The organism is Candidatus Cybelea sp. (genome assembly GCA_036489315.1).
GTDB lineage: Bacteria > Vulcanimicrobiota > Vulcanimicrobiia > Vulcanimicrobiales > Vulcanimicrobiaceae > Cybelea.
On sequence record DASXFZ010000010.1, the window covers coordinates 159431 to 177162 of the forward strand.

The window sequence follows — 17732 nt, forward strand, 5'->3', positions numbered from 1 at the left end:
CTTCGCCGTCGGCAGAACTCGTCATGCCGATGGACGCGCGCTTGGAACAGGTCCTCAACGCTTTCGCGGCAGCGCACGGCGAGTACAAGCTGGCACGCCTCGAGTTCGCGCTCCATCATCCGGCCAAGCCGGCGCCGCCCGTCGTCGGCGCTTTGTGCGAATCCTGCGAGGTTGAGCTGCGAACGCTCTTCCCGCAAATCGAAATGCAGCTGGAGACCGCGCTGGCCTTCGCGGGCCGTTACGAACGCGGCCGCCGCCGGAGGCGCCGCCCCGATCCGCAGTTTCGGCTCTATTCGCAGTCGTTACGCGAGTTGGATCGCTGCGCGCGGGCGCTGCGCTGGATGCTCACCATCACCGAGAGCCGCTACGATCTTTAGGCTTTGGACCTAGCGCAGCGCTAGGCCGACCATCATCGCGTAGCCGGTTTCGAGCGCGCGTTCGTCAATATCGAAGTGCGCGCTGTGCTGCGGGTACGCACCCTTCTCCGGTCCGCGCGCGCCGATCAGGAAATAGGCGCCGGGACGCAGATCCTGCATGAAGGACATGTCCTCCGACCACATGACGATCTGGTGCGGATCGACGACGTTCTCCGGGCCGGCCACTTCGCGCGCGACCGCGCGCACGACGTCGTTTGCGCCCGCGTCGTTGACGGTCGGCGGATAGTTGTAGCGGTAATCGAAGCGGTACTCGAGCCGCATCGCCTCGCAGAGCCCCGCCACCACGCGCTCGATGCGCTTCGGAAGCTCGTCCCGAACCGCGGCGTCGAAGGCGCGAACGCTGCCTTGCAGCGTCGCCCGCTCGGGGATCACGTTGTACGTGGTGCCGGAATGGATCGAGCCGACGGTAACGACGACCGGCTCGCTCGCCGCATACTCGCGACTCACGATCGTTTGCAGTAAGCCGACGAGCTGCGCTGCCGCGACGATCGGGTCGATCGCGTTCTGCGGCATCGCTCCGTGGCCGCCCTTACCGACCAACTCGATGTCGAACTGATCCGACGACGCAAAGAACGGGCCATCCCGAATGCCGAGCTTACCGACGTCCAGCCCGCTGTACACGTGCAGCGCAAACGTCCGGTCGACGTGAGGATTCTCCAGCGCCCCGTCCTCGATCATCAGCTTGTTGCCGCAGTGTCCTTCCTCGCCGGGCTGAAAGCAGAAGACGATCGTCCCGGCGATCTCCGCCGTGCGGGAGCGCAACGCGCGCGCAGCCGCGAGCAGAATCGCCATGTGGGCGTCGTGCCCGCAGGCGTGCATCGTGCCGGCGTTGACCGAGCGGTAGATTTCGTCGTTTTGCTCTTCGACCGGAAGCGCGTCCATATCGGCCCGCAGCAGCGTGACCGGCCCGGGCCTCTCGCCGCGCAGCGTCGCCAGGATGCCGGTCTTCCCGATGCCGGTGCGAATCTCGTCGTAACCGGCGTCGCGCAGTTCGCGCTCGATGAAGGCCGCCGTTTCGAACTCTTCGAGCGAGCGCTCCGGGTGCGAGTGGAAGTGGCGGCGATAGCGGACGAGCTCGTCGATCGGGACGGAAGAGCTATCGAGTGTTTTGATCAATCGCTTTGAACCATAGTTGAGACGTCGTAGCCGCGCTGCTGGCATACGAGGCCGAAGGTACCGCGACCTGTACGGCCCGCCTTCGCGCAGGATTTGCACGCGGCAGCGAGCGACTAGGCCTTGTGAGTCAAGCCAAACCTGCCCCGGCGGAACTGGAACGCTGCGGGCTGGGCAACGAGCAGCTCGTTGCGATCTTCCGCACGATGGTGACGCAGCGCACCCTGGAGAACCGGGGCTTCCAACTCAACCGCCAGGGAAAGATCCCGTTTGCGTCGGCCAGCGAAGGGCACGAAGCGGTCCAAGCCGGTGCCGCCATGGCCTTTGAGCGGGGCAAAGATATCTTGGTGCCCTATTATCGCGACCTCGGCCTCGCGCTCGGCGTCGGGGTGACGCCCTACGAGGTCCTTCTCTCGCTCTTCGCTCGCGCCGCCGATCACTCGGCCGGGCGCCAGTTCCCGCACCACTACGCGAGCCGCAGCCTCGGCGTGCATACGATCAGCTCGGTCATCGCGGCGCAGCTGCCGCACGCCGCCGGCGCTGCCTACGCTATCCAGTATCGGGGCGAGGCAGGGCGAGCGGTGCTCACGACGTTCGGCGACGGCGCCACCAGCGAGGGCGAGTGGCACGAGTCGCTCAACTTCGCCGCCGTCCACCGTCTGCCGATCGTCTTTCTCTGCGAAAATAACGAATGGGCGATCTCGACCCCGCTGGCCAAACAGATGGGGCAGCCCGATGTCTATCGCCGGGCCGAAGGCTACGGTATGCCCGGAGCGGCGGTGGATGGAATGGACCCGATCGCCTGCTACGCCGCCGTCGGTAAAGCGATGGCCCGGGCTCGGACCGGCGGCGGCCCAACATTGGTCGAAGCCAAGTGCTACCGCTTCCTCGCCCACACGACCGACGACGACGACCGCACCTACCGGTCTCGCGACGAGGTCGAGGAACGCCGGAAACGCGACCCCGTTCCCTGCTTCGAACGCTTGCTGGTCGAGCGGGGGATTCTGAGCGCGGAAGGGGCGGAAGCGTTGAAGCGTTCCGTCCTCGAAGAAGCTAACGACGCCACGGACCGTGCTGAAGCGATGGCCTATCCGGCCGCAGCCGATCTCTACGAACGGGTCTACGCGCAGAGTTGGCATCCGTGGATTACTTGAGCAGAGGTTCTATGGCTACGACGGATTTACGAACGGGCGGTCTCGAGCGTCACGGTTTGAGCGACCAGCAGTTGCGCGACATCTTCCGCAACATGCTGCTGCAGCGCCAGCTCGACAACCGCGGCTTCCAACTCAACCGTCAAGGCAAGGTTCCCTTTGCCCTGGGCAGCGAGGGACATGAAGCCCTGCAGGCCGGTGCGGCGATGGCCTTTAACCGCGGTTCCGATATTCTCGCCCCTTACTATCGCGATCTCGGGCTCTGCCTGGGCATCGGCCTCTCGCCCTACGAGATCATGCTCTCGATTTTTGCGCGCGCCGAGGATCACAACGGCGGCCGTCAGTTTCCGAATCACTACTCTTCGAAACAAGCCGGCCTGATGTCGTTCTCCTCGATCCTCGCCGCGCATCTGCCGCACGCGGTCGGCGCCGCCTACGCCCTGAAATATCGCGGCGACGACGGTCGCGCCGTCTTGGCAACCTGCGGCGACGGAACGACCAGCGAAGGCGAGTGGCACGAGTCGATGAACTTCGCGGCCGTTCACAAGCTCCCGTTCGTGATGCTCGTTGAAAACAACGAGTGGGCGATCTCGACGCCGCTCGAAAAGCAGATGGCGCAGCCCGAGATCTGGAAGCGCGCCGAAGGCTACGGCATGCCCGGCTGCCGCTTCAATGGCTTCGATCCCATCGAAACCTACGCGGCGGTTAAGAACGCAATGGACCGCGCGCGTTCGGGCGGGGGACCCTCGCTGATCGAGGGCACGTGCTACCGCTATCTCGCGCACTCGACCGACGACAACGACATGACCTATCGCACTCGCGAGGAAGTCAGCGAGCGTCGCAAGCACGATCCGGTACCGGCCTTCGAAGCCGTGCTCCTCGAGCGCGGGATCGTGACCCCGCAAGACGTCGCGGCGATGCGCAAGGACGTTCTGCGCGAGACCAACGAGGCGACCGACGCGGCCGAAGCGCTTCCCTATCCGAAGGCCGAAGATCTTTATACGCACGTCTACGAAGGAGCGTGGCAACCGTGGCAGTCGTAAGCAGCACGAGCTCGACGGTGATGAATAACGTCGAGGCGGTCCGCGCGACCCTCTACGAAGCGATGCGCAACGACGACCGCACGATCATTTTGGGCGAGGACGTCGGCGCCCGTGGAAACGTTTTTCTGATCACCAAGGATTTCATCGGCGAGTTCGGCGAGGCGCGCGTTATCGACACCCCGATTGCCGAAGCCTCGATCGTCGGCATCGCCGTCGGCATGGCGATGGAAGGCCTGCGGCCGATTGCCGAGATCCAGTTCGCCGATTTCATCTATCCCTCGTTCAACCAGATCGTCGGCGAGGCGGCCAAGATCCGCTACCGCTCCAACGGCGAGTACACGTGCCCGCTTGTAATCCGCACGCCCTACGGCGGCGGCGTTCGCGGCGCGCTTTCCCACTCGGTCTCGATCGAAGCGCTGTTCTATCACGTTCCGGGCTTGAAAATCGTCGCCCCGTCCTTTCCCGACGACGTAAAAGGGCTGCTGAACTCGGCGATCGATGACCCCGACCCGGTCCTCTTCTTGGAGCACAAGAAGACGTATCGGCTGATCAAAGGGGAGGTGCCCGACGGTCACTACACGATTCCGCTGGGCAAGGCGAGAGTTCGTAAAGCGGGCGCGCAGTTGACGGTCGTTTCGTACGGCCTTTACGTGCACTGGGCGATCGAGGCGGCCGAGCGGCTCGAAAAGGAAGGCCTCTCGGTCGAAGTGATCGACCTGCGCTCGATTCGTCCGATGGACAAGACGGCGATTCTCGATAGCGTGCGCAAGACGCGCAAGCTGCTGATCGTTCACGAAGACAACAAGTTCGGTGGCGTCGGCGCGGAGATCGGCGCGATGGTCGCCGAGGAGGCACTCTTCGATCTCGACGCGCCGATCCGTCGCCTCGCGGCGCCGGACGTTCCCGCGATGGGCTATGCGCTGCCGCTCGAAGAAGAGTATATGTCGTCGCCTGCCAAGATGGCCGAGACGATGCGCGAAATGGTGAAGTTCTGATGAATACGACAATCACGATGCCGCAACTCGGCGAAACGGTTACCGAAGGTACCGTCGCACAGTGGCTCAAGAGCGTCGGCGACTCCGTCGACAAATACGAAGACTTCGTCGAAGTCTCTACCGATAAAGTCAACGCCGGCGTACCGTCGCCGGTCACCGGCACGATCCGCGAACTGCTCGTCAAGGAAGGTGAAACGGTCGCAACGGGCACGCCGATCGCGGTAATCGAAGAGGTCGGCGCCGCCTCCGCTTCGGCTGCATCGGCCGCCCCCGCGGAATCTGCTCCCGTACCGGCGCCCACCGCGCCGGCAGCCTCGGCGCCCGCACCGGCCCTCGCGACCGAGCGTCCGCAGCCCGGTCCTTCTTCAAACGGCTCGCCGGCGGCGGGCGCCGTCGACGGGGCCGAAGCCGAAGGCGCGCTGCGCGGCGCGTCGCCCGCCGTCCGCCGCCTCGCGCGCGAGCACCACATCGACATCCGCGCGATCAAAGGCAGCGGAAGCAACGGCCGCGTAACGGCCGACGACGTTTTGGCCGCGACACGCACCGGCGCCCCGGCAGCGACTGCCGCCGTGCCGGCCGCACCGCCATTCGAAGCGCCCGACGCGACGCGTACGTCGACCTACGCACAGCCGATTCCCGGCACGACGGTCACGCTCACGCAAGCTCGGCGCATCATCGCCGAACGCATGGTCGAGAGCCGGCGCACCGCGCCGCACGCGTGGTCGATGGTCGAGATTGACGTCACCGAGGTTTGGAAGTGGCGCGTTCGCGAGAAAGATCGCTTCGAGCGCGAGACCGGGTACAAGCTGACGCTGCTCCCCTTCTTCGTTCGCGCAGTCGTCGAATCTCTCGCTGCATTTCCGTTGATGAATGCGCGCTTCGTGCCCGCCGACGGTTCGAATCAAGCGAGTATCTACGTTAACGGCGAAGTGAACGTTGGGGTGGCCATCGGCCTGCCCACCAACCTCGTCGTTCCGGTGATCAAGAATGCCGACAAGCTCTCGATCAAGGGCCTCGCAATCGCGGCCGGAGAGCTGATCGAAAAGGCGCGCAAGGGCAAGCTCGGGGTCGACGATCTCGCCGGCGGCACGTTTACCGTCAACAACAACGGCGCCAACGGATCGTGGGCCTCGGCGCCGATCATCAACGGCGGGCAAGCCGGCATCGTCACGATGGAAACGGTCGTCAAAAAGCTCGTCGTGCGCGACGACGATTCGATCGCAATCCGTTCGATGATGAACTCCTGCCTCTCGCTCGATCATCGCGTCGTCGACGGCTACGTAGCCAGCGGCTTCCTCGCCGATCTCAAGCGGCGGCTCGAGCGGATGGGGCCGCAGGGAGAGCTGTAGACTAAATTCAGATCCGCAAGCAGTTCCGCTTCGAATCCGCCCACGTTCTGCCGTCCCACCCCGGAAAGTGCTCGCGGATGCACGGGCACTCGTATCGCCTCGAAGTTGCCGTCCGGGGCCCGGTTCAGACCACCGGGCCCGCGCGCGGCATGATCGAGGACTTCGACGTCATCGAACGCATCGTCAACGAACGCATTGTGGATCGCCTCGACCATCACAGCCTCAACGACGTCGTCGAGAATCCAACAGTCGAAAATTTGCTTGGCTATATCTGGGAGCAGCTCGCCGGCGAACTACAGGGCCTCGACGAGCTCGTCCTCTGGGAAACGAGCACCGCCCGCGGCATCCTGCGCAAAGACGATTTCAGCCGTGCTCCAACTAGCTGAGATCTTCTACAGCGTCCAGGGTGAAGGGACGTGGACCGGAACGCCGGCGGTGTTCGTGCGGCTTGCCGGGTGCAATCTCGCCTGCGATTTTTGCGATACGGACTATTCGACGAAGTTTTTCGCCGCCGTCGAAGAGGTCGTCGCGCGCGTGCGCGAGGCCGGCGGCGATTGTCCGATGGTGGTGCTCACCGGCGGCGAGCCGCTGGCGCAGGCCGAGACCCCGGCGCTAATCGAAGCGCTGCGGCGCGACGGGCGGCGCGTGCACGTCGAGTCGAACGGCACGATCTTCACCGAGCTTTCCGACGACGTGTGGCTATGCATCTCGCCCAAGGAACGGGTCGATCCGCGTATGGCGATGCGCGCAAACGAAGCCAAGCTGATCGTCGACGAGCGCGTGCCGGAGGAGCACCTCGCGCTATTTGCCGACAAGCCGCTGATACTGCTGCAGCCGGAGGGCAACAAGCCGGCGAACGTCGGGCTCGCGCTCGACTACGTCAAAGCCCACCCGCGGCGCTTTCGTCTCTCGCTCCAGACCCACAAGTTCATCGGTGTTCCGTGATTCTGCTCTGCTGCGCCGTCGAAGCCGAACTCGCATTCTGGTGCCCACGCGATGGGGTCGATCGGCTCGTCAGCGGGGTCGGACCGGTCGAGGCCGCGAGCGCGGTTACCGCTTCGCTCGCAACGGGTAAATACAGCCTCGTCGTGAACGCGGGAATCGCCGGTGCATTCGACGGAGCCGCGGCGGTCGGTGACGGGGTCGTCGTCTCGGAGGAACGCATGGAGCTGCGGCTCGAGAGCGGTGAGGCCTTCTCGCTGCCGCGGGGCGAACGCACGGTGGAGAGCGCGCGTTCCGATGCGAGCCTCGTTACGCGCTTGCAGGCCGCCGGATTTGCCGCCGTGCGCGGGATAACCGTCTCCCGCGTGACGTCGAGCGAAGCGACGGCCCAGCGCCTCGCGCAGACGCTTGGCGCCCAGGTCGAATCGATGGAAGGTTTTGCCGTGCTGCGTGCCGCGCAGCGAGCCGGCGTTGCCGCGATCGAGGTGCGCGGCATCTCGAATCGCTGCGGTGCGCGCGAGCGCAGCGGCTGGAATTTCGCCGCCGGACTCGCCGGCTTACAGAGCGTCACCTCCACACTGTTGGAGCTATGTACACCCTAGCCTATTCGCCCTGTCCCAACGACACCTACATCTTCGGCGCCCTCACCAACGGCCTGCTAACGGGCGCGCCCGAGGTACACGCCCACCTCGCCGATATCGAGGAGCTCAATACGGCCGCCGCACGCGGGGAGTACGCGCTGACAAAGGTGAGTTACGGCGCAATACCATTCCTGATGGACCGCTATCGCATACTCTCGTCGGGCGGCGCGCTGGGCCGCGGCTGCGGGCCGCTTTTGGTCGCCCGTCCGGACACGTCGCCTCAGCTCTTCGCCGATTTCGCGCACAAAAAGATCGCCATCCCCGGCGAGCGGACCACCGCGTTCATGCTGCTCCAGCTCGCGCTGGGCCGGCGCCCGAAGGCGGTCCAGATGCGCTTCGACCGCATCGTAGACGCAGTCGTAAACGGCGAGGTCGATGCCGGGCTCATCATCCACGAATCGCGCTTCACCTATCGCGATGCCGGGCTGATCGCGATCGCCGATCTCGGCGAGTGGTGGGAGAACATGACGCTCCTGCCCGTTCCGTTGGGAGCAATACTCGTTCGCAACGACGTCGATCCGGCGCAGGTTCTTGCGCTCGACGAGGCGATCCGCGCGAGCCTGCACTTCGCCCGTACGAACGAAGCGGCAGTGATGCCCTACGTTCGCGAGCACGCCTTCGAAATGAACGACGACGTGATGCGTTCGCACATCGCGCTCTACGTCAACGACTTCAGCGACGATCTCGGCGAGACGGGACGCGACGCAGTGCGCGCGCTCTTCTTGCGGGCGCACGAAGCCGGCGTCTTGGGCCGCGCGATGGAACCGGTCTTTGCAACGTAAAGGTTTTCTCGCCGCAGCGGCCGGGTTGGGAGTGGCTGCCGCGGCGCCGGCGCTGGCCGAATCGCTGCCGCCGGCGCGAATCGAACTGGGCAACGAAGTCTTTCTGCGCCGTGCCTGGCGCGATCTGGGCGGCCGCGCGATCGGATTGATTACCAACCAAAGCGGTGTTACCTCGCAACTGGAATCGATCGTCGACGCGACGCTGCGCCAAGGAAAGGTCCGCGTTAAAGCGATCTACGCGCCGGAGCACGGGTTTCGCGGCGACCGCAACGCGGGCGCCTCGGTCGCCTCGTATATCGATCCGCAGACGCATCTCCCGGTCTACAGCCTCTACGGCGCCTCGAAACACCCCAGCGCGCAAATGCTCGACGGCGTCGACGTCATGTGCTTCGACATTCAAGACGTCGGCTCGCGCGCGTACACCTACATCTCGACGATGGCCTACGCGATGCAGGCCGCCAAGCAGTTCAACAAAGAGTTCTGGGTGCTCGACCGTCCCAATCCGATCGGCGGCGCCGTCGAAGGGCCGGTGCTGGAACCGCCCTATGAGTCGTTCATCGGCCTCTATCCGATCGCGATGCGCCACGGGATGACGATCGGCGAGCTGGCGGGGCTTTTCAACGACCACTTCAGCATCGGCGCAAAGCTTCGCGTCGTCCGCATGACCGGCTGGGGGCACGCGATGATCTGGCCCGATACGCGGCTGCAGTGGGTTGCGACCTCGCCGAACATTCCCGACTGGCAGACGACGTTCGTCTATCCCGGCACCGGATTGCTCGACAGCGCCGGCATCAACAACGGAAGCGGCTACACCAAGCCGTTCTTCCTGGCCGGAGCGTTAGCGATCGACGGATCCAAGCTCGCGGAACGCTTGAACGCGCGCAATCTTCCCGGCGTCTGGTTTCGCCCGGCCGCGTGGACGCCATACGTCGGCTTTTGGAAGGGCCGCGAGCTCACCGGGGTAGAGCTGATGGTCTTCGATCCGCGCCGCTTCGCGGCGGTACGTTCCGCGGTGGAGATCCTCGTTGCGGTTCGCGATCTGTTCCCGCGGGCAATCCAAATCGCGAGCATCGCCGGGCTCGATCGCGATTGGGGAACCGATTCCATTCGGCGGAACCTGCTTGCCGGAAGGAGCGCACGCGAGATCCTCGATCAGTGGGCGCCCGCCGTGGCGAGCTTTGAATCGCTGCGACGGCGATATCTGCTCTACTAGGAGCCCGTCGGGCTCCTAGGAAAACACGAGCCCCCGCCAGTTTGGCGGGGGCTCTGCGTTGTCGATGACCGTTTCTTACCAGTCCCAGTACCCTGCAGCGTCCCTCAACGATCTTGGAGGAGATCGCGAAAGAACGAATTCGCGTACATGGTCCACGTCCACATGATGTTCGATTATGCTGGCATAGCGAAACCCCGGTTGTCAAGGTCCGAATGGCGACTCGTTGAAGCGTCTTGGCATGCTGCGCGAGCGGTTAATCGGCGCGCTTGGAACGGACGGCGTAAAAACCGAGCCCGAAGACCTCTCGGTATACGCCTTCGACGCTTACACGGATGGCGGCCGACCGTTGGCCGTCGTCTTGCCGCGATCGACCAATGAGGTGAGCGCCGTCGTGAAGATCGCCCGCGAGTTCGGCGAGCCGATTGTCGCCCGCGGCGCCGGCACCGGGCTCTGCGGCGGCGCCGTTCCGGCCGCCGGCGGCATCGTCATCTCGACGATGCGGATGAATCGCATCCTGGAGCTCGACGCCGCAAATCGCCGGGCGCGAGTCGAGCCTGGCCTCATCAACCTCGATCTCTCGCGCCGCGTCGCCGCCGACGGTCTTTTCTTTGCACCGGACCCTTCGTCGCAGCAGATCTCGACGATCGGCGGCAACATCGCGACCAATGCCGGCGGCCCGCACTGCCTCTCGTACGGAACGACCGTCAACCACGTGCTCGGTCTTGAGGTCGTCGACGAAACCGGCGAGGTTTTCACGACGAGCATCGACGATTCGGGCTACGATCTCACCGCGGCGCTCGTCGGCAGCGAAGGCACCCTGGGCATCGTCACCTCGGCGTGGGTGCGGCTCCTCGCGCAGCCCGAGGCCGTCCGGGTCTGGGTAGCGGCCTTCGACCAAATGGAGGCCGCCTCCGAAGCGGTCTCGGCGATCGTAGCCGCGGGAATCGTGCCGACCGCACTTGAGATGATGGACTCGGTCATCGTCACCGCCGTTGAAGCCGCCTTTCATGCCGGCTACCCGACGGGCGCCGCGGCGGTCCTGCTCGTGGAAAGCGCCGGCTTTGAAGAGGACGTCGCCGCTGCGGAATCGGCCATTCGCGCGATCGTCAACCAGCACGGGGCACGCTACATGCGCGGCGCGCGCACGGCGGCCGAGCGCGCCGCGCTCTGGGCCGGACGAAAGGGCGCGGCCGGTGCGACCGGCCGCATTGCACCGAACTATTACACACAGGACGTCTGCGTGCCGCGCAGCAAGCTCCCGACGGCGCTGCGCGCGGTCGCAGCGGCCGCCGCCGAACACGCGATCACGGTCGGCAACGTCTTCCACGCCGGCGACGGTAACTTACACCCGCTGCTGATGTACGACCGGCGTGACCGGCGGCAAGTAGCGGCCGTCGTCCTGACGGGCAATGCGATCCTCGAGTCGGCGATCGAACTCGGCGGCACGATCAGCGGCGAGCACGGCATCGGCTGGGAGAAGCGCGACGCGATGACGCGAGTCTACACGACCGCAGATCTGGCAGCGATGGGACGCGTGCGCGACGTCTTCGATCCGCGGCGGCGGCTCAACCCAGAGAAGATCTTTCCGAGCGGAGCGCGCTGCTCCGAGGTTACCCCGCCGTGAGAACGGCCACGGCCCCGGTCGCACCCGAAACGATCGACGCGCTCGGAACGATCGTCGCGCAGGCCGACCGCGGCGGCGGAAAGATCTCGATCGCCGGCGGGAACACGCTGTCGGGAATGGGGCTTCCGCTCGAGGCGCCCGCGCTCGCGCTCTCGACGCTGCGTCTCACCGGCGTCGTCGCCAACGAAAGCGCCGACCTCACGATCGCGGTGCGCGCCGGCATGACGCTGCAGGGCGTCAACGTGCTGCTCGCGGGCCAGGGACAGTTTATTCCGTTCGACGCGCCTGCTCCTCAGTACGCGACGGTCGGCGGCACGCTCGCGGCGGGATGGCTAGGCCCGCGCCGCCATCGCTACGGCCGCCTGCGCGATTATTTGATCGGCTCGGCGATCGTCCTCGCCGACGGCAGCGTTGCGCGTGCCGGCGGCATGGTCGTCAAGAACGTCGCCGGCTACGATATGAGCCGTCTCTACGTCGGCTCGTTCGGAACGCTCGGCATTCTCGTGCAGGCAAACTTTAAGACGATCCCGGCGCCCGGCCACGCGCGGATCTTTCTCGCGCCGCTTCCCGAGCGAACCCGCGAGCGCGCGTTTGCCGCACTGGCAGCGCTGCCCGTTGCGCCGTCGGCCGCTTTTTGGGTCGACGGTTTTCACAACTCGATCGACGGCGACGACGGCAACGAAGGGCGCGTCGCCGTGCTGCTCGATGGGAGCGAGGCGCTTCTGGAGCGCGCCACGCGCGACCTTCGCTCGGCGCTGGGGCGGGCCGGCGTGCCGGAGACGCGCGTGTTCGATACGGGTGCCCGCGAGTCGTTTCAGCGCATCGTCGACGCCTACGTCGCCAACCTCGGCGAACGATCCGTGACCTATCGCATCGCTTCGTTCCCGACAGAATCGGCGGAGCGCGCGCTGAATATCCAGCAACTCGCCCGCCGGTACGACCTGCGAACCGAAACGATCGTCGACGCGCTCAACGGCGACGTAGTCCTGCGTGCGAGCGGCCTCGATTCGCGCACGCTCGGCGGAAAGATCGAGAGCTTCGATGACGCAATCCACGAGCTCGAACCTGGGGCACAAGTGATCGCCTGCGAGCATCCGCATCGCGTTCATCTCAACGCGTGGGGCGAAGCGCCGGCGGCCGTCGAGCGGATGAGAGCGCTCAAAGCGCGTTTCGACCCGAATCGCACGCTCAATCCCGGTCGATTCGTGGGCGGTATCTAGTCCTCTACGGCGCAAAGGAGGCCCCTGCCAAATCTGGAACCGAGCAACCATGAATAGATTGGCACTACGCGGTTTTATTGCTATTTGTCTGGTCTTCTCGGTTTCGGGCATCGTGCGTGCCGCCGCACCCACGCCCGCGCCGCCGCCGACGCCGGCACCCGCCGAATCGGCTGCCGAGCAGACCTTCGTGAGCACGGTAACGACCGATCTCCAAAGTCGCTTTGCGACTACTTCACAAGCGACGGCTGCGGGCTACTTCCGGTATACCGACGAGGATCAGACCGGTGCGATCAGTTGGGTGAACACGAAGTACTGGCAGAGCGACGAGCAACATCCCAGTCAGCTTTGGTACGACGTTACCGGCCGACTCATCGGCGCCGACTTTTCGGTGCTGCAGAGTAACTCGAAGGCGCCGCCAACGAGCTGGGGCGTCAGGCCCTCGCGCTGGCTCGACTTCTCGCCCGGGCACGTGCACTTCGGGATCAAGACGGCCTCCGGCGTCGCCTACGGCGCTGCGGGCTCGAAGACGATGGCGAAGGCCGGCGGCTCGATCGACAATCCGGCCGCGGCCGAAATCGTGAAGATGGGCAAGCTTCCGCGTTACAAAGTTCTAAAGATCCCGGCGCCGGCAAACGCGTCGCAGGTCGCATTCGTCTTTCCGTTCCCGGCAATTTGGGATCTCCAGGTTTGGCTCGTTCCCAATCCGCTCGGCGCCTTTGCCGAGCACAATCCGAACGTCAAGCCGAGCGCGAACGCAAAAGAGCAGGACTAAAGGGATAGCGATTCGCTCGCTCAGCGCGCAGCGAGCGAATCCATCTTGAACTCGAGCGCCTCGAGATATTTTTCCGCGTCCATCGCGGCACGGCAACCCATCCCCGCGGCAGTAATCGCTTGCCGGTAGCGATGGTCGTTAACGTCGCCGGCGACGAAGACGCCCTCGGCATTCGTCGTCGTGCCGTCGGGCGACGCGATGTAGCCGAGTTCGTCGAGATCGATCTGACCGGCGAAGATGCCCGTGTTGGGAATATGACCGATCGCGATGAAGAGCGCGTCGGTTTTAAACTCCGACGTGCTGCCGTCGACGACGTTGCGCAGACGCAGCCCAGCGAGGTGCGTATCGCCCAAAACTTCCTCGACGACCGTGTTCCAGATGAAATCGATCTTCTCGTGAGCGCTCGCGCGGGTGGCCATGATTTTGCTGCCGCGCAGGCGGTCGCGGCGATGGATCAGCGTAACGCGGCGGCCGAAGCGCGTGAGAAAGAGCGCCTCTTCGAGCGCGGAGTCGCCCCCGCCGACGACGGCGATCTGCTTGTCGCGGAAAAACGCGCCGTCGCAAGTGGCGCAGGTCGAGACGCCGCGGCCGCGCAGGCGATCCTCGCCCGGTATGTCGAGCCAGCGCGCGCTCGCGCCGGTCGCGACGATCACGGTCTCGGCTTCGTACTGCGCGTCGAGCGTGCGAACGATCAGCGGGCGCTTTGCAAACTCGACGGAGGTCACGTCGACGTTTTCGATCCGCGCGCCGAAACGCTCGGCCTGTTCGCGAAAGCGGATCATCAAATCGGGCCCCATGATCCCTTCGGGAAAACCGGGGTAGTTCTCGACGTCGGTCGTCAGCATCAGCTGGCCGCCGTAGAGTCCGCCGGCTAACACGAGCGGACGAAGGTTGGCTCGGGCTGCGTAGACGGCGGCGGTTAAGCCGGCCGGCCCCGAACCAATGACGATCACGCGTTCCATTCCCGCCCTTTTCGACTCGGGCGAGCGCTTCCCGGTTGCAGCCGTTGCCGGCGCAGCGTCGAAGCAGCGGCTATGATCAATCACCAGTTGCCGCTGGAGGACACGTTCGGCGATATCCTGCGCAAGGCGCTCAAGGGAACCCGCACGAGCGAGGCACAGCTCGCCGATGCAACCGGAATCCCCAAGGATACGATCGCGCACTGGCTCAAAGATGAAGGCGCCGCCAACGACGAGCAGGCGCGCGCCGTCGCCGCGATCCTACGGCTCGATGGTGAGAAGCTCGCCGATAGCGCGGCCGGACGATGGCAACCGCCGCCGATCGAGCGCGCCGATATCCGGCGTCATCCACAGGATCCGCAGCCGAGCAACGGTTACGTCTTCTTCCTCCAAGACGGGCGCCGCGCCGCGCTGATCGACCCGGCCGGCATCCCAGCCAACCTGCTGCGCGTTCTGCGCGACGGTGACTACCAGCTGCAGTACATTTTGATCACGCACAAACATGCCGATCACTGCGACGCGACCGGCGACGTCGCGCAGGCCTTTCCGCAAGCGCAGATCGTGATGCACGAACTCGATGTAAAGGCGATCGGCCCACTCGCGAGCGGCGCGCTGCGCATCCGCGACGGGGAAACGCTCCCTTTCGGCGACGACGCGTCGATTCGCATGCTGCACACGCCCGGCCACACCGACGGCTCGTCCTCGTTTCTCTTCCAAGGCGCGCTCTTTTCCGGCGACACGCTCTTTGCGGCGAGCGTCGGCGGCGCGTACGGCGACAAGAGCACCTACGGCGACATTCTCAACAGCGTGCGCAGCAAGATGTTCACGCTTCCCGACGACACGGTCGTCATGCCGGGCCACGGTCCGCCAACAAAAATCGGCCTAGAAAAGCACCACAACCCGTTCTTCTAACGGGCTACTCGCGGTGCGCGAGAGGCACGCTCACGCTGGCGCCGTCTGAACCGGCGATCGTCGCCCCACTCTCTTTCGGAGCGCTGCTCGATTCGCGGATGAGCTCGAATTGGAAGACGGTTTGACCCGACGACGGCAGCGACGTTTCGACGTGCTGCGGCGAGCAGTATTTCGGAGTGCAGAACGCGGCCAGCCAGCCGTTGGCGACCCCACGCGCTTGGAGGCGAACGAGCGCCTTCGGTTTGCCGGAGACCTCGAGCCGGTACTTTGCGGCGGCGGAGCTGGTGCTTTGAAACTCACTGCCCGTCCAGGGTTGAATCGAAAGCCGGGTCGGCTGGGCGAGCGCGAGCAGCGTGATAGCGGCGACGATCAAAACCTTCACGTTCGAAGCTTATATCCGATTGCGGTCATTCGCAAGACGATTCCAAGTGAAATCGCCGTGAGAAATGCGACCATCCCGATGGAGAACGCGGGCGCAAGGTCGCTTTGCCCGGTATAGCTGCGCCGGAAGGCGTCGATCGTGTAAAAGATCGGATTGAAGAGTTCGAAATTGCGCAGCGTGGGCGGAAGCATTTTCGCCGAGGTAAAGACGCCGCCGACGAAGGTAAGCGGCGTGATGACGAAGGTCGTTAGGATGGCGATGTGATCGAACTTGTCGGCGACCAGGCCGAAGATCAGTCCGAGCGCGGAAAATAGCACCGATACGAGCGCGATGATGCCGAAATAGAGCAGCCAGTTCGAGGGCGCGGCGTGCACGAGCACGACGCCGAGCCCGGTGATCAATCCGGCGATCAGCAGCGAGCGCGCGAGGCTGCCGAGAACGTACCCGCCGACAAGCTCGTAGGCCGACATCGGCGCGATCAGCAGCTCCTGGATCGAGTTCATAAAGCGTCCCTGAAAGAGCGAGCTCGAGCACTCGCCGTAGGACGAATCGATGACTTGCAGCATGATCAGCCCCGGGATCAGAAACTGCGCGTAGCTGACTCCCTGGATGCTCGGGATGCGGCTGCCGATCCCCAGGCCGAAGACAAAAACGTAGAGCAGGGTCGTGATGATCGGCGGCCAGATCACCTGGTTGATGATCTTGAGGCTGCGCACCATCTCGCGCTTGACCAGCGTCCACAGCGCGACGCCGTTAATCACGAACCAGCTCCAGAAAGACGTCCTGCAGTGACGAGCCCGCCGCCACCAGCTCTTCGGTCGGTTTTTCGGTGACGATCCGGCCCCTGCGGACGATCGCAATCCGCCGGCAGAGTTCTTCGGCTTCTTCCAAGTAGTGCGTCGTCAGAAAAATCGTCAACCCCTCGGCGTTGAGTCTCTTCAACCACTGCCAGAGCTCGAGGCGCAGCTCGACGTCGACGCCCGCCGTCGGTTCGTCGAGAATCAGCAGGCGCGGCTCGTGGATCAGCGCGCGAGCAAGGGAGAGGCGCCGTTTCTGGCCGCCGGAGATCTTCGTATACTCGAGGTGCGCGTGCGACGTGAGACCGAAACGCTCGAGCAGCGCATCGGCGCGCTCCGCCACGCGCTTGCCGCGCAGCCCGTAGTAGCCGGCCGAATAGATCAGCACGTCGCGCAACGATAGATAGCGATCGAAGTTGTACTCTTGTGGCGACAGCCCGATGAGCTGCCGCGCCTGCCGCCACTCGCGCTCGTTGTCGTAGCCGAAGATGCGAATGCTGCCGGAGCTCTTGCGCGCGAGCCCGACGATCGCGTTGATGGTCGTCGTTTTCCCCGCGCCGTTGGGGCCGAGAAAACCGAAGAACTCGCCTGACTCGACGCGCAGCGAGATGCCGTCGACGGCCGTGAAACTCCCGTACTGCTTGACGAGCCGGTCGACGTCGACCGCTAAGGGATCAGTTTCTTTAATTGCTTGTACCGGTGGCGGCGAAGGGTAGCGATGAGCTCTGCACTCTCCGGAATCCCGCAATCGCTCAATTGGGTTGCAACTTTCTTCACGTCGAAGGGCACGCGCCGGTGCTTGACCTCCCAGCCGCCGGCACGCTCGGTGAAGATCGCGTAGCAGGCGCGCGGGTCGCCGTCCTTCGGCACGCCGGCCGAGGCGACGTTCACCAGCAGCCGCCCCCGCCACATCCGTACGTAGGGAAGGTGCAGGTGCCCGAAGGCAATCGTCGTGGCGCGCTCGTCTCCCACGAGCCGCTCGAGCGTCGTCTCGTCCGCATCCGGCCAGATGTGCTCCTCGTCGTTTTTTGGGTTGGCGTGGACGATCAACAGCTGATTGTCATCTTCGCCGATGCGCATCGCGAAAGGGAGGTCGCGCAGCCACGAAAGCCAGCGTTCGCCGAGTTCGCGGCGCGTCCAGTCGATTCGCGCAACATCCGCAGCGCTGTGCTCGCCGTCGCTCGCGCCGTCACAGAGAAAGCGATCCTTGTTGCCGCGAATGCAGGCGGCGCCTAGCTCCTCCAGCCGCTGCAGCACTTTCTTCGGCTTCGGGCCCGCCAAGCAAAGGTCGCCCGCGACGATGACCGCGTCGGCGTCCCCCTGCGCGTCGAGGTCTGCGAGGCAAGCGTCGAGGGCTAAGAGATTACCGTGAATATCAGAGAGGACGGCGATGCGCATCA

At 64.8% G+C, this 17732-nt stretch carries 20 protein-coding genes; 14 read left to right on the plus strand and 6 right to left on the minus strand.

All coding sequences use genetic code 11. The features are described 5' to 3' along the window. Window positions 1-23: 23 nt before the first annotated feature. Window positions 24-377 carry a hypothetical protein gene (locus VGG51_02480; GenBank protein ID HEY1881892.1) on the plus strand — a complete coding sequence of 118 codons (354 nt, stop codon included), beginning with the start codon at window positions 24-26 and terminating at the stop codon, window positions 375-377. Window positions 378-386: 9 nt separating this feature from the next. Here VGG51_02480 and VGG51_02485 read toward each other — a convergent pair whose 3' ends face one another. Further along, window positions 387-1553 (minus strand): M20 family metallopeptidase, encoded by a 1167-nt coding sequence (locus VGG51_02485; GenBank protein HEY1881893.1) that lies wholly within the window; start codon window positions 1551-1553, stop codon window positions 387-389. A gap of 122 nt (window positions 1554-1675) precedes the next feature. Here VGG51_02485 and VGG51_02490 point away from each other — a divergent pair, with 122 nt between their 5' ends. The 12 genes from VGG51_02490 (at window position 1676) to VGG51_02545 (ending at window position 13282) form a co-directional block, all read left to right on the plus strand. Beyond that, the gene (locus VGG51_02490; GenBank protein HEY1881894.1) at window positions 1676-2704 is read left to right on the plus strand and encodes a thiamine pyrophosphate-dependent dehydrogenase E1 component subunit alpha; all 1029 of its coding nucleotides are present in this window, start codon (window positions 1676-1678) and stop codon (window positions 2702-2704) included. 11 nt (window positions 2705-2715) lie between these two features. Continuing rightward, window positions 2716-3744 (plus strand): thiamine pyrophosphate-dependent dehydrogenase E1 component subunit alpha, encoded by a 1029-nt coding sequence (locus VGG51_02495; GenBank protein HEY1881895.1) that lies wholly within the window; start codon window positions 2716-2718, stop codon window positions 3742-3744. Further along, window positions 3732-4739: an alpha-ketoacid dehydrogenase subunit beta gene (locus VGG51_02500; GenBank protein HEY1881896.1), complete on the plus strand. Its 1008-nt coding sequence runs from the start codon at window positions 3732-3734 to the stop codon at window positions 4737-4739. Before VGG51_02495 ends, VGG51_02500 begins: the two co-directional genes overlap by 13 nt. Further along, complete coding sequence (locus tag VGG51_02505) at window positions 4739-6088, plus strand: dihydrolipoamide acetyltransferase family protein (protein HEY1881897.1); 1350 nt, start codon at window positions 4739-4741, stop codon at window positions 6086-6088. The genes VGG51_02500 and VGG51_02505 overlap by 1 nt, the downstream gene beginning before the upstream one ends. A gap of 11 nt (window positions 6089-6099) precedes the next feature. After that, on the plus strand, window positions 6100-6474 hold the full coding sequence (gene queD, locus VGG51_02510; GenBank protein HEY1881898.1) for a 6-carboxytetrahydropterin synthase QueD: 375 nt from the start codon (window positions 6100-6102) through the stop codon (window positions 6472-6474). Next, the gene (locus VGG51_02515; protein ID HEY1881899.1) at window positions 6458-7033 is read left to right on the plus strand and encodes a 7-carboxy-7-deazaguanine synthase QueE; all 576 of its coding nucleotides are present in this window, start codon (window positions 6458-6460) and stop codon (window positions 7031-7033) included. The genes queD and VGG51_02515 overlap by 17 nt, the downstream gene beginning before the upstream one ends. Continuing rightward, the gene (gene mqnB, locus VGG51_02520) at window positions 7030-7632 is read left to right on the plus strand and encodes a futalosine hydrolase (GenBank protein ID HEY1881900.1); all 603 of its coding nucleotides are present in this window, start codon (window positions 7030-7032) and stop codon (window positions 7630-7632) included. The genes VGG51_02515 and mqnB overlap by 4 nt, the downstream gene beginning before the upstream one ends. Continuing rightward, on the plus strand, window positions 7620-8453 hold the full coding sequence (locus tag VGG51_02525; protein HEY1881901.1) for a 1,4-dihydroxy-6-naphthoate synthase: 834 nt from the start codon (window positions 7620-7622) through the stop codon (window positions 8451-8453). The genes mqnB and VGG51_02525 overlap by 13 nt, the downstream gene beginning before the upstream one ends. Continuing rightward, complete coding sequence (locus VGG51_02530; protein ID HEY1881902.1) at window positions 8443-9666, plus strand: DUF1343 domain-containing protein; 1224 nt, start codon at window positions 8443-8445, stop codon at window positions 9664-9666. Before VGG51_02525 ends, VGG51_02530 begins: the two co-directional genes overlap by 11 nt. A gap of 223 nt (window positions 9667-9889) precedes the next feature. Further along, window positions 9890-11290, plus strand: a complete 1401-nt coding sequence (locus tag VGG51_02535) for an FAD-linked oxidase C-terminal domain-containing protein (GenBank protein ID HEY1881903.1) — start codon at window positions 9890-9892, stop codon at window positions 11288-11290. Further along, window positions 11287-12510 carry an FAD-binding oxidoreductase gene (locus VGG51_02540; protein ID HEY1881904.1) on the plus strand — a complete coding sequence of 408 codons (1224 nt, stop codon included), beginning with the start codon at window positions 11287-11289 and terminating at the stop codon, window positions 12508-12510. The genes VGG51_02535 and VGG51_02540 overlap by 4 nt, the downstream gene beginning before the upstream one ends. Window positions 12511-12559: 49 nt before the next feature. Next, window positions 12560-13282 carry a hypothetical protein gene (locus VGG51_02545; protein ID HEY1881905.1) on the plus strand — a complete coding sequence of 241 codons (723 nt, stop codon included), beginning with the start codon at window positions 12560-12562 and terminating at the stop codon, window positions 13280-13282. A 20-nt stretch (window positions 13283-13302) separates the two neighbouring features. Here VGG51_02545 and trxB read toward each other — a convergent pair whose 3' ends face one another. Further along, window positions 13303-14244, minus strand: coding sequence for a thioredoxin-disulfide reductase (gene trxB / locus VGG51_02550; GenBank protein HEY1881906.1), 942 nt, complete (start codon window positions 14242-14244; stop codon window positions 13303-13305). Window positions 14245-14316: 72 nt separating this feature from the next. Between trxB and VGG51_02555 the strand changes: the two genes are divergently transcribed. Next, window positions 14317-15153 carry an MBL fold metallo-hydrolase gene (locus tag VGG51_02555; GenBank protein HEY1881907.1) on the plus strand — a complete coding sequence of 279 codons (837 nt, stop codon included), beginning with the start codon at window positions 14317-14319 and terminating at the stop codon, window positions 15151-15153. A gap of 4 nt (window positions 15154-15157) precedes the next feature. Here the strand turns inward: VGG51_02555 and VGG51_02560 are convergent, their stop codons facing one another. Genes VGG51_02560 through VGG51_02575 form a run of 4 tightly spaced genes read right to left on the minus strand, consistent with a single transcriptional unit; the run spans window position 15158 to window position 17730 of the window. Further along, window positions 15158-15535 carry a hypothetical protein gene (locus tag VGG51_02560; protein ID HEY1881908.1) on the minus strand — a complete coding sequence of 126 codons (378 nt, stop codon included), beginning with the start codon at window positions 15533-15535 and terminating at the stop codon, window positions 15158-15160. Further along, on the minus strand, window positions 15532-16296 hold the full coding sequence (locus VGG51_02565) for an ABC transporter permease (GenBank protein HEY1881909.1): 765 nt from the start codon (window positions 16294-16296) through the stop codon (window positions 15532-15534). The genes VGG51_02560 and VGG51_02565 overlap by 4 nt, the downstream gene beginning before the upstream one ends. Beyond that, window positions 16289-17080 carry an ABC transporter ATP-binding protein gene (locus VGG51_02570; GenBank protein ID HEY1881910.1) on the minus strand — a complete coding sequence of 264 codons (792 nt, stop codon included), beginning with the start codon at window positions 17078-17080 and terminating at the stop codon, window positions 16289-16291. The genes VGG51_02565 and VGG51_02570 overlap by 8 nt, the downstream gene beginning before the upstream one ends. Continuing rightward, window positions 16999-17730, minus strand: a complete 732-nt coding sequence (locus VGG51_02575; GenBank protein ID HEY1881911.1) for a metallophosphoesterase family protein — start codon at window positions 17728-17730, stop codon at window positions 16999-17001. Before VGG51_02575 ends, VGG51_02570 begins: the two co-directional genes overlap by 82 nt. Window positions 17731-17732: the final 2 nt, after the last annotated feature.